Below are 15,248 nucleotides of genomic sequence, written 5' to 3' on the forward strand. Positions count from 1 at the left end.
TCGTTAATTATCACGAAATAATTCAATTAATTTTTCTGGTTTTCATCTTCAATTTGAAAATTTAAAACGTCAAAATTAGCGGTTTGAGTCGGCAGTGATAATGCTTGATTAATATATAAATTAATTAATTTTTGGCGAGAACCAATCGAACGCTGATAATAAGTAGAATTTAAAAGTAGTGATGCACCATAAGTCAGTGACCAGATATAAGACAAATAATCACGAATCGACATGTCATAATTTAATGATTTTAAATACTTTTCGGTAATATCTTTAATTGCCAAAATACGCTGTTGGCGAATTTCATAAAGCTCTTCGAAAAGATGCTTCAACTTAGACTCTGTCATCGTCAGATTTTCTTCAAGTTGATGCAATAGAATCGTTTTACCTGGTGCAAGCAAATGGTGAAGCATGTAATGAGGAGCATACTCTTTGAAATCTGTATTATATTTTTTAGAAATTTCTAAAATTTGCTTTTCATTTTGAATAATGAGCTCAAGTAGAAGCTCATTTTTACTTCTAAAATGCTTATAAAGTGTGCCTTTAGCAATATCTAGCTCGGCCACCAACTCATCTAGAGTAATTTCCTGATTGTTTTCTAATAACAACTTTTCTGCCACGCTCAGAATTTTTTCTTTACGCATCAAAAACTGTGTATGACGATCAAGATTCATAGGTATTCCCACACCAGTTTGGCCTAACTAATAGTTTACTTCCTGTAAAAAAGAAAAAGACTTTTCTCGAAATTTCTAGCCTTTTTCTTTCTCTCTTTACGTATTACCACATAACCTGTTTTTTGTCATTTGCCGCTTCTATCGTTCCCAGTTTGCAATCCCTCTAAAGAGTAAGCGAACTTGTGTAGAAGCATTTTCAATAAAGGCTGTTTGTTGCAGCTTGAGCTGTTCACCTTGATATTGTTTCGATAGGTTGAGCCACGTCATTGCCCATGTAAATGACATATTAGTCAAAATGGTAGATAAGACATTTAAGTCTTGAGAGTTTTGAATATGTTTAAAATTTTCAAGTTTCGTAAGATCAGTTGTTAGATCTTCAATCAGAAATTCAATTTCTCGTGCAATTGCTGCACGGACTGTTTCTGAGCCGCCCCAACGTTCAGCAATCATAAATTGCCATTGCTTAGGGCTATGATTCACTGCCTGCACAAATAGCTCAATACTGGTTTGGGTTTTAGCAGACTTGTGCTGTAAATAACTTTGACCGAGTTGATGTAAGACACTTTTTAAATGTAGGGCAACTTGATCGACCAATTCCTTGCCGAGTTCATCCATGTCCTGAAAATGACGGTAGAACGCTGTTGGTACTAAACCTACTTCACGTGCAACTTCACGCAAACTGATACTACTGAACGAACGCCCAGACGTGCTCAGATGCAAGGCTGCATCGAGAAGTGCCTGACGACTTTGCTGTTTTCGTTCATCGCGTATCGACATTAAAAGAACCTATTTAAACCGTGAGCCAAAGTCTAACAAAAAAGAGCAAACTTTCATAAAAAAAATAGTGAACAAGTGTTGACTGAGTGAACAGTTATAAATATAGTGTACATATGTTCACTATACGAACATGTGTTCACTCAAATAAATAGCCAGATACAAAAGAGGAACGTATGAACGCAACACTTAGTTATCAGCCACATTGGGTTCGAGAAGATTTCGTTGATTTTGTCTTGCAGAAAATTAACGTGACTTGGGCGTGGAAAAGGGTACTTGCAGAAGTTACCGCCGTTCAGCCACTTCATACCGATATGGTGCTCATTAGACTTAAACCAAATCGTAATTTTAATTTCGATCAGGTTCGAGCGGGTCAAAGTATTTTACTGACTTTACTTATCGATGGCGTTTATCAACAACGTAGTTACTCGATTATTGAAGTGACAACGCAAGGTGAAATTGCTTTAGGTATTAAAGTCCAAGGCTTAGTGTCTCGTGCAGCTCAACTATTACATGTGGGCGAGTGTGTGGAGATTTCACAGCCACAAGGTGATTTTACTTTGCACCAAAGTCAGCAGCCTGCGATTTTAATTGCGTCAGGAAGCGGCATAACTGCAATTTATTCACTCTTGCAACAAGCTTTGAAACAGCAGCTTGAACAAATTCATGTCATTTATTTTAATCGTGCGGAAATTTTTCATGCTGAATTAAAAGCTTTGGCAGAACAGCACCCACAGCTTCAATATCACTTTTTTAATACCAGCGAGCAAAAACAGCATTTAACTAAAAGCTTACTGCAAAAGCTGGTTCCAGATTTCGAGCAGACAGCAACTTATGTTTGTGGTCATCACGGTATGATGCAGCAGGCGAATGAAATTTATGCGCAAAAAGGTGCTCAGTCGCAGCTTCATCAAGAGTATTTTCAGCCACTTCAAGTGACTGGTACACATGCAGCACAGCCTGTTATTTTCCGCCGTGCTCAACACGAGTTTTTAGCTGAAACAAATTTACTGAGCAGTGCAGAGCAAGCCGGTTTACGTCCACAACATGGGTGCCGTATGGGGGTCTGCAATAAATGCAGCTGTACCAAAGTGAGCGGAGTTACTCAAAACCTGTTAACTGGTGAAATTGAAGATCAACCGAACCGTCCAATTAAACTATGCGTGAGCCAGGCATTAAGCCCAGTCACGATTGATCTATAAAAAGAATTAAAGAGGATTAACCCTATGAATATGGCATTAGAATTTTCTACTGTTTCTAAATCTGCTCATTTAACACCTGAACAGACTGAAGAGTTTGGTCGCCGTGTTGAGCAGATTCGTCAAGACGTTATGCAAAGTCTTGGTGAGCAAGATGCAAAATATATCTACAAAGTACGTAATTTTGTTCGCTATACAGAAATCGCATCACGTGGCATGTTGATGTTTGGTGGTTGGATTCCGCCTGTTTGGCTACTAGGCACAGGCTTATTAGGTATTTCTAAAATTGTAGAAAACATGGAACTTGGTCATAACGTCATGCACGGGCAGTTTGACTGGTTAAATGAACCAAGCCTGAACGGTAATACTTACGATTGGGATACTATTGCATCGGGTGATGACTGGCGTGAAACACATAACTATGTGCACCACACCTATACCAATATTGTCGGTAAAGACCATGATGTCGGTTATGGCATTTTGCGAGTAAGTGATCAACAGAAGTGGGAACCTCGCCACCTGTTTAATATTCCACTCGGTCTACAATTAATGTTTTTCTTTGAATGGTATGTAGGCGTGCAAAACTTACATCTTGAAGATGCTTTAGTTTATAAAACCAAGAGTTGGAAACAGGTTTGGAAAGATTCGGCTAAAGTACGTAAAAAAGCCACACGCCAAGTTTTAAAAGACTATGTGTTTTTCCCTGTCATCTCTGGTCCTATGTTTTTACCAGTTTTTGCAGGAAATGTAGTTGCGAATATTATTCGGAATTTGTGGTCATCTGCGGTGATCTTTAATGGTCACTTTACTGAAGATGCAGAAACGTTTGAACCAGATAATACTGATACCGAAACTAAGGCAGAGTGGTATTTACGCCAGATTCGTGGTTCAAGTAATTTTAGTGGTACAGAATGGCTGCATTTTATGAGTGGTAACTTAAGCCATCAAATTGAACACCATTTATTTCCAGATATGCCAGCTAACCGCTATAAAGAAGTAGCCCCGAAAATTAAAGCACTTTGCGCAGAATATGGCATTAACTACAACGAGGCGAACTTTATGCGCCAGTTCTGGAGTGTATGGGTACGTTTAGCGAAATGTTCACTGCCAAACCATACCACTGGAAAAGTGATGCAGACATTGGAAAAGTTAAAAGCAAAATTCAAGTTTGCATAATCTAAATTATTTCAAAATAGCTCCTTTTTAGGGGCTATTTTTATTTTTGAATTATAAAAATTGCAGACTTACATTTGAAAGTAGGGAATAAACTCAACCTGTCAAAATCCTTTGCTATACTATGCCCAAGTTTGTATTTAAGAGAAGTTAGGAAGGATTATGCGTATTGACCAACGTGCATTAGACCAATTACGTGAAGTGAAAATTACACGAAACTACACCCGTTATGCTGAAGGTTCTGTGCTGGTCGAATTTGGTCACACCAAAGTCCTTTGTACTGCAAGCATTGATAACTCAGTGCCACGCTTTTTAAAAGGCCAAGGCCAAGGCTGGGTAACAGCAGAATATGGCATGTTACCGCGTTCAACACATTCACGTTGTGACCGTGAAGCGGCTCGTGGTAAACAAACTGGTCGTACTCAAGAAATCCAACGTTTGATTGGCCGTAGCTTACGTGCGATGGTTGATTTGAAAAAGCTTGGTGAAAACACGATTACCATCGACTGTGACGTGATTCAGGCTGATGGTGGTACGCGTACTGCTTCAATCACTGGTGCTGCTGTAGCATTGGTTGATGCGATGAATGTTTTATTGTCTCAAAAGAAAATTAAGCATGATCCGCTTAAAGGCTTAGTTGCTGCAATTTCTGTCGGTATGTATCAAGACGAAGTGTTGCTCGATCTTTGCTATGAAGAAGACTCGAACTGTCAAACTGACTTAAATGTAGTAATGACACAAGCTGGCGAGTTTATTGAAATTCAAGGTACTGCCGAAGACAAACCGTTTACCCGCGCTCAAAGCAATGCCATGTTAGAAATGGCTGAAAAAGGGATTGCCGAGCTCATTAAAAAGCAACAAGAAGCTTTAGGCTGGTAATTTTACGCTTTCTAAAAAGCGCATCTTTGGATGCGTTTTTTTATGCCTTCATCAAATCGACATAAAAACATCACTTGCCTGTCACTTTTACGCTTTATTAGTAGTTCGCATTTAAACCGTTTGGAAAAAACCAATGCGAAAACTTTCACTTTTATTCATTACATCTTTAGCGCTTATGCTCAGTGCTTGTAACGATGATAACGACTCAGATAATTCATCGCCAACAACACCGCCCACCAGTAATTGCAAAATGCACTGTGCACCATAATAAGAACTCAGGATAGAACTAATGAATCGTCGCGAATTTCTTTTAAACTCTACAAAAACAATGTTTGGGACAGCTGCTCTAGCGAGTTTCCCGCTGAGTATTCAAAAAGCGTTAGCAATTGACGCCAAAGTTGAAAGTGGAACAATTCAAGATGTTAAACACATCGTCATTTTGACTCAGGAAAACCGTTCTTTCGATAATTACTTCGGAACATTAAAAGGTGTACGTGGTTTTGGTGACCGTTTTACCATTCCTATGACAGAAGGCCGAAAGGTTTGGGAACAATATGATGCGAATAAAAAGAAAGTATTGCCATACCACTTAGATAGTCGTTTAGGCAATGCTCAGCGTGTTACTGGTACAAATCATTCATGGTCAGATGGTCAAGGAGCTTGGGACAATGGTCGAATGAGTGATTGGGTAGCACACAAACAACCACAGTCAATGGGTTACTACAAAAAACAAGAAGTCGAATATCAGTTTGCTTTAGCGAATGCTTTTACGATTTGTGATGCCTACCATTGTGCTATGCATGCGGGAACTAACCCGAATCGTAAATTTATCTGGACGGGAACAAATGGCCCTACAGGTGCAGGTGTGGCTAGTGTAGTAAATGAATTTGATGGGATTGGGCCATCAACAAAAGGTTATGAATGGACGACTTATCCTGAGCGCTTACAGCAGGCTGGGGTGACATGGAAAGTTTATCAAAACATGCCAGATAACTTTACCGATAATCCTTTAGCTGGTTTCAAGCAATATCGCCGTGCAAACGAGCAATCTGGTCAGCCTGTCAGTAACGATGCGCTAACGTGCCCAGCATATGATGAAAAGATTGATGCGACTCAACCACTTTACAAAGGTATTGCCAATACCATGCCGGACGGGGGGTTTTTAGGAACTTTTAAAGCTGACATCGCACAAGGTAAATTACCGCAGGTGAGTTGGTTAGTTGCTCCTGCAACTTACAGTGAACATCCGGGGCCATCTAGTCCTGTACAAGGTGCTTGGTATATTCAGGAAGTATTAAATGCATTAACTGAAAATCCTGAGCTGTGGAGCCAAACTGTTTTATTGGTAAACTTCGATGAAAATGACGGTTTCTTTGACCATATTCCTTCACCAAGTGCACCGTCTAAAGATATTAAAGGTGTCGTATATGGAAAAACGACTTTAAGTGATCAGCAACTAGCTTATGAATATTTTGACCATCCCGCAGTAGCGGCTTCAAAATCTCAACCTACGCCAGATGGTCGAGTGTATGGACCAGGTGTACGCGTTCCAATGTATGTGATTTCACCGTGGAGCCGTGGAGGATGGGTAAACTCTCAAGTCTTTGACCATACCTCTATTTTACAGTTCTTAGAAAAGCGCTTTGGTGTGCAAGAGCCTAACATTAGTCCATACCGCCGTGCTGTATGTGGTGATTTAACCACAGCTTTTGACTTTAAAACACCGAATCTTTTGCCTGTTGCTGAACTAGACGGGAAAAAAACAAAAGCTGAAGCCGATGCAATTCGTATTGCTCAAGAATTATTGCCGCAAGTTTCTGTTCCAAGCCAACAGCAATTTCCTCAGCAGGAAATGGGGATTAGACCATCACGGGCTTTGCCATATATTTTGCACACCAGTGCCAAAGTTGATGCGACTAAAAAAACGGTAAAGCTCATGTTCTCTAATACGGGTAAACAGGCAGCAGTTTTCCATGTTTATAACCGATTAGATCTAATAGCAACTCCACGCCGTTATATGGTTGAAGCGGGTAAACAGCTTGATGATGTGTGGAATGCTACAAATGGGCAGTATGATTTATGGGTACTTGGACCAAATGGTTTCCACCGTGCATTTAAAGGCAATTTGAGCCAAACCAATCAAACTCAAGCATTACCGGAAATTAGAGTATGTGTGGAAGAGTGTGATGCGAATTTGTATTTAAAAGTTCGCCACGATGGTAATAAATCAGTCAAACTCACAGTCAAAGCAAATGCTTATCTTCCAAACAAGACATGGACGATTGAAACGAATAGTTCTGAAAAAGAACTAATTTGGGATATGTCTGAATTTGGTGGATGGTATGACTTTACTGTGACTTTAGCTGAGGATGCTACGTTTAGTCGTCGTTTTGCAGGACGTATAGAAACTCAAGAAGATTCAATTTCTGATCCTTATATGGGTTATTTAGAGTCTTAAGTTATATAGCCTGAATTGGGATTGTTATTTAAAGTCGATTTAGATGACTTTGATAAAAAAGCACAGCCTCATATCCCATGAAATTCAAATAGAGGTTGTATAGGCTTCCTCACTTTTGAAAGGTCAAAAGTGACAAAAACCTTTGTTTCTCTGATGTTACTTCCATGTAACACAGAGAAACGGTGACATCCATGTCACCTGTCACGATAGTAAATAAGAGGAATAAGGTGTTTATATAAAATACTATGTGGGAAGATGCTGTCGTATAGATGAATAATAAAAATAAAGGCTTACCTTTTGTAACAGAATCTCCTAAGCCTCGTCATATTTATCTTTTATCTTGAAACCCTGAATTTTAAAGTAATGGGGAAAATTTATGCTACAAGGTTTTATTGTATTATTAGCAGTCGTTACATTTGTTTTAATGGCTGCCGACCCACGTGATGGTGGGGCACAAGCGACTCAGTCAGCATGGCAGAAAACACAAGCGGCAGACATGACCAAGTCGCAAAAAAATACCAATAATGACGCAGATTTTATCTAAGCATTAAAACGCATAGATAAATCAACAGCTCTAACGTCTTTAGTTAGGACGCCCATAGAAATATAGTCAACGCCAGTGGTGGCAACTTCACGCAAGTTTTCAATAGTGATATTGCCAGATGCTTCGAGTTTACAGCGTCCCGCCACATGTTTTACAGCATCAATCATTTGCTGTTGGCTAAAATTGTCGAGCATGACAATGTCCGCACCAGCTTCAAGCGCTTGGTTTAGTTCATCCCAAGTTTCAACTTCGACTTCAACAGGTTTGCCCGGTGCAATTTGATGTGCTTTGGCAATTGCTTGAGCAATACCACCCGTTGCCATAATATGGTTTTCTTTAATTAAGAACGCATCAAATAAACCAAGACGATGGTTTTGTCCGCCCCCGATAGCAACCGCATATTTTTGTGCAATACGTAAGCCCGGTAGGGTTTTACGTGTATCGAGAAGTTTTGTATTTAAACCTTCAAGATGCTGAACATATTCAGCAGTTTTTGTAGCAACAGCAGATAAAGTTTGAATAAAGTTTAAAGCAGGGCGCTCTACAGTAAGTAAGCTACGTGCAGAACCTGAAAGCTTTAAAAAGGCTTCGTTTGCAGCAACACGTTCACCTTCTTGTTTTAGCCAAGTCACCTGAACAGTATTGTCATAAGCTGAGATGAGCGCATTAACCCACGGTTGTCCAGCTAAAACCATATCTTCGCGACTAATAATGGTTGCAGTGGCTTGCTCATCTTCAGGTGTGAGCATAGCGGTAATGTCACCGTCCCCAATATCTTCTTGTAATGCTTGTTGAATATTGATTTGAATTGATTGTTCAAGCAAAGACTGAGGTATGCTCATACGGTTTCCATTTTGTCGATGACCCTAAAACTTGCGATATATTAGCATCGTCGACCTGAAAAATAAGCTGTTTTATGAGATTAATCGCGATAAACAATCGCATTTACTACTTTGAAAAGCTCATAACTGTTTTAAACTAAAACAATTGGTAAGCAATTTATTGGCGTCTCAATGAAGCAAATCACAGCGTATGAAGTTATAGATGGACAATTAAAAGGGGCGAGACAAATCCCTTCTCCAAATTTTAACCAGCGTCCGACTGGCACCGAAATTCAAATGATTGTGGTTCATAATATTAGTTTGCCACCGTCTCAATTTGGAGGTGGCTATATTGAGCAGTTTTTTCAAAACAAGTTAGATTGGTCAGTTCATCCTTATTTTCAGACTATTGAAGGCATGCAAGTTTCTACACATCTGTTAATTTTAAGAACAGGTGAAGTCCTGCAGTTTGTTAATTTTAATGATCGTGCATGGCATGCAGGACGTTCGAGCTATTTAGCTAAAGTTGAATGCAATGACTATTCAATTGGTATTGAGCTTGAAGGAAGTGATGATTTACCTTTTGAAGATGTACAATATGAAGTGCTAACTGACGTTGTTACTGCAATTCGCCAAGCTTATCCTGAAATTAAAAACCATATTGCAGGGCATTCAGATGTTGCTCCTGGCCGAAAAACCGATCCGGGAACTTATTTTAAATGGCAGCACTTTAGGCAATTGTTAGCTCAGAAAAAAACTTGAGTTTGTTCATCATTTCACAACGAAAAGATTTTCTAGTTTCATTACAATAGCGTCTTTCGAATATAGCTGTAGGTGAGTGCGATGGCATTGTGGCGATCGACTTTTATTGTCAGTGCAATGACGATGTTGTCACGAGTGTTAGGGCTCGTGCGTGACGTCGTATTGCTCAACGTGTTTGGTGCAGGTAAAGATTTTGATACCTTCGTCGTCGCTTTTCGTATTCCCAACTTCTTTCGCCGATTGTTTGCCGAAGGCGCCTTTTCTCAGGCCTTTATTCCAGTATTAACTGAATATAAAACAGGTCGAGCACACGCTGAAGTACAGATTTTAATTAGTCGAGTATTTGGTTGCTTGCTAACAGTCATGACCTTACTGACTTTTGTGGCTATGGTTTTAGCACCTGCAATTATCTATATGTACGCACCGGGCTTCCACAGCGATCCGGAAAAGTTCGATTTAGCTGTCAGCATGTTCCGTTTGACCATTCCTTATTTAATGTTTATGTCGCTCACGGCTTTTGCCAGCAGCATCTTAAATAGTTATGGCTCGTTTGCTTCGCCTGCTTTTTCACCAGTTTTATTAAATGTGGCAATGATTGCAGGAGCGTGGTGGCTTACGCCGTATATGGCTGAGCCAATCAAAGCTTTGGGTTGGTCAGTTGTTGCAGCTGGGGTATTACAGTTAGCGATACAAATTCCTGAATTGTGGCGTAAGAATCTGCTGATTCCACCTAAGGTTGATTTTAAACACGAGGGTGTAGAGCGTATTTTAAAACTAATGCTCCCTGCATTATTTGGCGTATCTGTGACTCAGATTAATCTGCTGTTAAATACGATTTGGGCATCCTTTATGCAAGATGGTTCTGTATCTTGGCTCTATAGTGCCGAACGTATGACTGAGTTACCTTTAGGTTTAATCGGTGTTGCGATTGGTACAGTAATTTTACCTTCGCTTTCTGCCCGTCATGCAGAGCAAGATCAAGCAAAGTTCCGCAGTATGATCGATTGGGCTGCAAAAGTCATTGTATTGGTAGGATTGCCGGCAAGTATTGCTTTATTTATGCTTTCAACACCGATTATTCAAGCATTATTCCAGCGCGGTGAGTTTGATTTACGTGATACACAAATGACAGCTCTAGCATTGCAATGTATGAGTGCAGGTGTAATTTCTTTCATGCTCATTAAAGTATTTGCACCAGGTTTCTATGCTCAGCAAGATACGAAAACACCAGTGCGTGTAGGTTTAATGTCAGTTGCAGCTAATGCGATTTTAAACGTTGTATTTATTGGCTTCTTTAAGCTTATTGATTGGCATGCAGAACATATGGCACTTGCATTAGCATCTTCAGGTTCAGCATTAGTAAATGCCGGTTTACTCTACTTCTATTTGCATAAGCGTAATATTTTCCGATTTGGTTCACATTGGAAGAAATTGGGACTTCAATATGGTTTAGCAAACCTTGTTATGATTGCAGCACTTTGGTTTGGGCTCAATTGGTATAACGGAGAGCTTTCACAGTGGTTACGTGTTGCCGAAGTCGTAGGGCTATGCGTAGTTGGGATAATTGCTTACCTGATCGGTTTAATCCTTACGGGGTTTCGACCTAGAGATTTAAAACACTAAAAATAAAAAAAGCGATCATTTAAGATCGCTTTTTTTATACTAATACATTTATTTTGGCAGAACTTGTAGCAATTCAATATCAAAAATTAAAGTGCTGTTTGGACCAATCGTGTCACCTGCACCGACTTCACCGTAAGCGAGATTTGCAGGGATAAAGAAACGAGTTTTACCGCCTTCTTTCATGGTTTGCAGACCTTCAGTCCAGCCTGCAATCACTTGACTAAGCTGAAACTCAACAGGATGATTACGTGCGATTGAGCTGTCAAATACAGTTCCGTCGAGTAAGCGGCCTTCATAATTCACTTTAACACGAGAGGTGGCTTTCGGCTTTTTGCCTGTACCTTCTTTTAATATTTGATATTGGAGACCTGATTTAGTCGTGATTACACCTGATTTTTTTGCATTATCAGCAAGAAATGCAGCACCTGCTTGAGCATTTTGTTGACCTACTTTTTGAAATTCAACAAGCTGCTTAGCTTCTAAAGTTTTTTTATAATCATTAATCGCTTTCGCCATTTCTTCATCAGTTAAGCGTGCTGTTTTACTCTGAGCACCTTCCTGTAGGCCTTGATAAAAAATATCTAGATTCAGATCTTTTAATGCATCAGTATTATTACGGCCCATCAAATAACCATAGCTATAGCTAAATTGTTCTTTCGCCGGGCTTTTATTTGTAATAGGTGCAGCAGCAAAAACAGATAAACTCATTGTTGATGTTGCAATAATTAAACCAATTTTTTTCATGCCGTTTTCCAAAAAAAGGAGAGTACTGTTTTACTCTCCTGAACGTTTTTATTTCACTGAAATGAGTTCTACATCAAAAATCAGCGTACTGTTTGCTGGAATGCCAGGAAGTTCCTGAGGACCATAAGCAAGATTAGATGGAATGAAGAACGTCGCTTTACCACCTTCTTTCATGAGCTGAAGCCCTTCTGTCCAGCCTGGAATAACCTGATTGAGTGGAAACTCAACTGGTTCACCGCGCTTATAAGAACTATCAAACACTTGACCATTAATTAAACGGCCTTCGTAATGTACCTTAACCATAGATTGCGCAGTTGGTTGTTTACCTGTGCCTTCTTTAGTAATGATGTATTGCAAGCCAGACGCTGTAGTTTTTACACCAGCTTTTGTTTTATTTTCTGCTAGGAATTGAACATCTGCAGATTCAGACGCTGCGCCAGCAGCTTGTTCTGGCTTATCTTGTTGTTGCATTTTTTGCTGCAACTCTTTTTCATAAGCAGCAACAGCAGCTTTTAACTCTTCTTGAGTATAAGCACTTGGTTGCTTATTACGAGCATCATGAATCCCTTTCACAAATGATTTTGTGTCTAGTTCAGGTGGAGTTTGCTGAGCAACTTCGTACCCAAGAACATAACTGATTTTTTCAATTGGAGAGGCATTTTTATTTGCTTTGCTTCCGACTTCTTTGGTCGGATGTTGGCTTGCATAATATACTGGTACAAGTGCAGCACCGCCTAAAACTACAGCGACAGCAATGGGTAAGGCTTTACTCATAAAAGGTTCCAAAAATAATCATTTGAGTCTAAAAAAGCTGCTTTTGATCTTAGCATGCTTAAGCATAGAATGTTTAAGAAAAAAAACGAGTGGTTTTTTATATATTTTAGTTAGTTTTAGTAGGGATAGACTCAAAAAATCTTAAATAAAAAAACCGGATCATTTGATCCGGTTCTCTTATCACTTTTCGGTTAATCTTCTTTTTGTGCTTTATAAGCATAGGCATAGTTATAACCATAACCGTAGCCGGCACTTGCACGTTGAATATCGTTAAGAATAAAGCCGTTGACTTTCGCACCTGCTTGTTCAAAGCGATTAAGTGTTAATTCAAGCTCTTTCATTTGTGACTTAGCATAACGCGCAACAATTAAGTTCACACCAGTATATTGCGAGATAATAATACCATCGGTTACTGCAAGCACTGGTGGAGTATCAATAATGATGTGGTCATATTCACTTTGAACTTTTTCTAGCAAATCTTTAAATTGAGCAGAACTTAAGATTTCCGAAGGGTTCGTTGGGCTCTTACCACGAGTAATCACATCTAAGTTAGCAACTTGAGTTTTGTGAAGAACCTGTTGAAAGTCAGCTTGTCCACTTAATAGCTCAGAAAGACCAGGTTTTACATCGACATCGAAGTACTTATGCATATAACCGCGGCGCATGTCAGCATCAATCAGTAAAACTTTTTTGTCACCTTGAGCAAAAATCGTTGCAAGGTTGGTCGAAATAAATGATTTGCCCACTTCTGGAGAAGGGCCAGCAATCATGATGATATTATTCTTAGCATTTGTTAAAGCAAAGTGAATGGCTGTCCGAATGCTACGTAAGCTTTCAATTGCAATATCATCACTATTTTTAACAGCAAGGATAGGAATGCTCTTCTTCTTCTTCAAGATATTCATTCGAGTTTCTTGAATTGGAGAACGTGGAACTGTTGCATAAACTGGCAGATCCAATTCACTTTCAATTTGACCAGAGTCTTTCACACCACTACGTAACATATTGCGTAGTAGAGCAATTAAAGCTCCAATAAAACCACCAACAAAAAGTGATAAAACTAAAACCAGTAGTTTTTTGGGTTTAATTGGTTCAACAGGTTCAACTGCTGTATCAACAATACGGACATTACCAATTTCGCCAGCTTTGGCAATGCGAAGTTGTTGGTAAGAGTTGAGAAGTGCTGTGTAGAGTTGAGTTTTTACTTCTACTTCACGATAAAGCTGTAAATATTGACGTTGAACATCCGGCAATTGTTTTAAGGTGCTATTGAGTTCGCCAATTTGTTTATTAATGGCTGCAAGCTGTCCATTAATCTCACGCATTGCAGGGTGTTCGGCAGTATACTTCGCGACCATTTCAGCTTGCTTTTGTTCAAGTTCAGCTTTTTTAGTCTCTAATGTAATGCTTTGAGTTAAATAAAGCTCAGATTCTTTTGTGACATCAACTGTATTGTATTGCTGACGGAACTTATTAAATTGACGTTCAGCATCATCTAGTTGTTTTTTAAGGTCTGGTAATTGTTCATCCAAAAACTTTAATGTTTGAGCAGACTCAGCTGAACGGCGTTCAATATTTTGTGCACTATAAGTTGCTAAAATCGCGTTTAAAACTTTAGTGATATGCTCTTTGTCTTGACCTTGATAGTTTAAACCTAAAACGCCAGTCAGCTTACCGCGTTCTCCTACTGAGTAGTTAGCAGTAATAGCATCTACAGTTGCAGGTAAAGATGAATTAGTAATGTTATAAGTTGCATTAAGCTGATCTTTAGTAAAGATAGCAACTTTCCAAACTCCGTGAGGACCAGCAACACGGTTAGCATGATTTAGAGGAACGGTTAATAGGACCTCTTCTGTTTCTGGATCGGTTAAACGTAAAGATTGTTTATCAAAATTAAGAAGTAAATTTTTATCTAAATAGTATGCTGGTACTTCAAATTCACGAATTTCAAAACTTTTTAAGTCGTCTTTAAATAAAACCGATTTTTGGGTGTATTCAGTTTTATATTCAGTATCGCTTAATAAACGATGAGTAAGGGTATTTTCTGTGCTGGAAACTTGTATATTCAGATGTAAATCTTTAATGACTGAACCCAAAACCAGACGAGACTTTAAAATTTCAATTTCTGCTTGAGCGGGTGATTTTTGCTCAATCATTTGTGACAAATCGCCTAAAAGTGCTGCAGAGGCTCCTTTACTATCTTCAACCTGAACCAAAGCATCAACCGAATAGGTGTCTGGCGTTACACGTAAATAAAGCAGCGCACACACAAGGCTTAAAATAATGCAGAGTGCGATTAGCTTCCACTGAGCAATCAGTGAAAAAAACAATTCTTTTAAATCAATTGTATCTTCGGTGTTTGTATTTTGGTTCATAAGTTTAAAATCTTGGCGTTAAATATAAGGTTTCCAATCAGCAATGCACTGTTGAATAAGTTGGCAGGTTTCATCAAAAACAGCTTGATCGTGCTGATAGGGATCTGGCACGTTTTTGTTTTGCCAATGCCCTAAGCGATAGGTTTTACCTTTTGCAAAGGGCCAACTTTGCTCAATATGCTTTTGCTGGTTGTGACTCATGACCAAAATAAGGTCGGCTTTTTTAATATGTTCAGCGCTAAGCTTACGCGCTACATGCGGTTGCATGTCAATACCTAAGCGCTGCATACAAAGTTGTGCTTTATTATCTGCTTGATGTCCTACGAGCCCGGAAATGCCAGCAGACTCAATATTTAAATGGGGATATTGCTGCTTTAAGAAATATTCTGCCATAGGACTACGGCAGATATTTCCAATGCAAACCACCAAAATATTTTTAATTTGCATA

Annotated in this window: 14 protein-coding genes; 7 read left to right on the forward strand and 7 right to left on the reverse strand. The window is 39.2% G+C overall.

From position 1 onward, the window contains the following. Nucleotides 1–26 precede the first annotated feature (26 nt). Both ACXM0J_RS12190 and ACXM0J_RS12195 read right to left on the reverse strand, forming a co-directional pair. Entirely contained in the window at nt 27–674 is a 648-nt protein-coding gene (locus ACXM0J_RS12190) for a TetR/AcrR family transcriptional regulator (RefSeq protein WP_025464204.1), read from the reverse strand. A gap of 138 nt (nt 675–812) precedes the next feature. Further along, entirely contained in the window at nt 813–1,451 is a 639-nt protein-coding gene (locus tag ACXM0J_RS12195; RefSeq protein ID WP_033850857.1) for a TetR family transcriptional regulator, read from the reverse strand. Between the two features lie 173 nt (nt 1,452–1,624). On the opposite strand from ACXM0J_RS12195, the gene ACXM0J_RS12200 reads away from it, so the two are divergent. The 5 genes from ACXM0J_RS12200 (at nt 1,625) to ACXM0J_RS12220 (ending at nt 7,701) form a co-directional block, all read left to right on the forward strand. After that, nucleotides 1,625–2,650, forward strand: a complete 1,026-nt coding sequence (locus ACXM0J_RS12200; protein WP_086266101.1) for a ferredoxin reductase — start codon at nt 1,625–1,627, stop codon at nt 2,648–2,650. 30 nt (nt 2,651–2,680) lie between these two features. Further along, the gene (locus ACXM0J_RS12205; RefSeq protein ID WP_078221350.1) at nt 2,681–3,823 is read left to right on the forward strand and encodes a fatty acid desaturase family protein; all 1,143 of its coding nucleotides are present in this window, start codon (nt 2,681–2,683) and stop codon (nt 3,821–3,823) included. Between the two features lie 159 nt (nt 3,824–3,982). Beyond that, nucleotides 3,983–4,699 carry a ribonuclease PH gene (gene rph, locus ACXM0J_RS12210; protein WP_002120794.1) on the forward strand — a complete coding sequence of 239 codons (717 nt, stop codon included), beginning with the start codon at nt 3,983–3,985 and terminating at the stop codon, nt 4,697–4,699. Nucleotides 4,700–4,988: 289 nt separating this feature from the next. After that, nucleotides 4,989–7,157 (forward strand): phosphocholine-specific phospholipase C, encoded by a 2,169-nt coding sequence (locus ACXM0J_RS12215; protein ID WP_086266102.1) that lies wholly within the window; start codon nt 4,989–4,991, stop codon nt 7,155–7,157. Between the two features lie 376 nt (nt 7,158–7,533). Next, the gene (locus tag ACXM0J_RS12220) at nt 7,534–7,701 is read left to right on the forward strand and encodes an ABZJ_00068 family colistin stress protein (protein ID WP_000938938.1); all 168 of its coding nucleotides are present in this window, start codon (nt 7,534–7,536) and stop codon (nt 7,699–7,701) included. Here ACXM0J_RS12220 and nadC read toward each other — a convergent pair. Further along, a complete protein-coding gene (gene nadC, locus ACXM0J_RS12225; protein ID WP_086266103.1) occupies nt 7,698–8,543 on the reverse strand; it encodes a carboxylating nicotinate-nucleotide diphosphorylase in 846 nt (281 codons plus the stop codon). The genes ACXM0J_RS12220 and nadC overlap by 4 nt on opposite strands. A gap of 171 nt (nt 8,544–8,714) precedes the next feature. Here nadC and ampD point away from each other — a divergent pair, with 171 nt between their 5' ends. Together ampD and murJ are read left to right on the forward strand one after the other, a co-directional pair. Then, complete coding sequence (gene ampD, locus ACXM0J_RS12230; RefSeq protein ID WP_086266104.1) at nt 8,715–9,284, forward strand: 1,6-anhydro-N-acetylmuramyl-L-alanine amidase AmpD; 570 nt, start codon at nt 8,715–8,717, stop codon at nt 9,282–9,284. Nucleotides 9,285–9,356: 72 nt separating this feature from the next. Further along, nucleotides 9,357–10,907, forward strand: coding sequence for a murein biosynthesis integral membrane protein MurJ (gene murJ, locus ACXM0J_RS12235; RefSeq protein ID WP_171265351.1), 1,551 nt, complete (start codon nt 9,357–9,359; stop codon nt 10,905–10,907). Between the two features lie 48 nt (nt 10,908–10,955). On the opposite strand, the gene bamJ (ACXM0J_RS12240) is transcribed toward murJ, so the two are convergent. The 4 genes from bamJ (ACXM0J_RS12240) to ACXM0J_RS12255 form a co-directional block, all read right to left on the reverse strand. Beyond that, nucleotides 10,956–11,651, reverse strand: coding sequence for a BamJ family beta-barrel-assembly machinery protein (gene bamJ / locus ACXM0J_RS12240; RefSeq protein WP_068611900.1), 696 nt, complete (start codon nt 11,649–11,651; stop codon nt 10,956–10,958). A gap of 48 nt (nt 11,652–11,699) precedes the next feature. Next, nucleotides 11,700–12,425 (reverse strand): BamJ family beta-barrel-assembly machinery protein, encoded by a 726-nt coding sequence (gene bamJ / locus ACXM0J_RS12245; protein WP_086266107.1) that lies wholly within the window; start codon nt 12,423–12,425, stop codon nt 11,700–11,702. Nucleotides 12,426–12,616: 191 nt separating this feature from the next. Then, nucleotides 12,617–14,800, reverse strand: coding sequence for a polysaccharide biosynthesis tyrosine autokinase (locus tag ACXM0J_RS12250; RefSeq protein ID WP_086266108.1), 2,184 nt, complete (start codon nt 14,798–14,800; stop codon nt 12,617–12,619). Between the two features lie 18 nt (nt 14,801–14,818). Then, nucleotides 14,819–15,247, reverse strand: a complete 429-nt coding sequence (locus ACXM0J_RS12255; protein WP_086266109.1) for a low molecular weight protein-tyrosine-phosphatase — start codon at nt 15,245–15,247, stop codon at nt 14,819–14,821. Nucleotide 15,248 lies beyond the last annotated feature (1 nt).

The organism is Acinetobacter sp. GRABPA_MV_2 (assembly GCF_056725885.1).

Coding starts and splice junctions, on each gene's coding strand:
- ACXM0J_RS12190 (WP_025464204.1), bottom strand. CDS start 674: ATGAATCTTGATCGTCATACACAGTTTTTGATGCGTAAAGAAAAAATT.
- ACXM0J_RS12195 (WP_033850857.1), bottom strand. CDS start 1,451: ATGTCGATACGCGATGAACGAAAACAGCAAAGTCGTCAGGCACTTCTC.
- ACXM0J_RS12200 (WP_086266101.1), top strand. CDS start 1,625: ATGAACGCAACACTTAGTTATCAGCCACATTGGGTTCGAGAAGATTTC.
- ACXM0J_RS12205 (WP_078221350.1), top strand. CDS start 2,681: ATGGCATTAGAATTTTCTACTGTTTCTAAATCTGCTCATTTAACACCT.
- rph (WP_002120794.1), top strand. CDS start 3,983: ATGCGTATTGACCAACGTGCATTAGACCAATTACGTGAAGTGAAAATT.
- ACXM0J_RS12215 (WP_086266102.1), top strand. CDS start 4,989: ATGAATCGTCGCGAATTTCTTTTAAACTCTACAAAAACAATGTTTGGG.
- ACXM0J_RS12220 (WP_000938938.1), top strand. CDS start 7,534: ATGCTACAAGGTTTTATTGTATTATTAGCAGTCGTTACATTTGTTTTA.
- nadC (WP_086266103.1), bottom strand. CDS start 8,543: ATGAGCATACCTCAGTCTTTGCTTGAACAATCAATTCAAATCAATATT.
- ampD (WP_086266104.1), top strand. CDS start 8,715: ATGAAGCAAATCACAGCGTATGAAGTTATAGATGGACAATTAAAAGGG.
- bamJ (WP_068611900.1), bottom strand. CDS start 11,651: ATGAAAAAAATTGGTTTAATTATTGCAACATCAACAATGAGTTTATCT.
- bamJ (WP_086266107.1), bottom strand. CDS start 12,425: ATGAGTAAAGCCTTACCCATTGCTGTCGCTGTAGTTTTAGGCGGTGCT.
- ACXM0J_RS12250 (WP_086266108.1), bottom strand. CDS start 14,800: ATGAACCAAAATACAAACACCGAAGATACAATTGATTTAAAAGAATTG.
- ACXM0J_RS12255 (WP_086266109.1), bottom strand. CDS start 15,247: ATGCAAATTAAAAATATTTTGGTGGTTTGCATTGGAAATATCTGCCGT.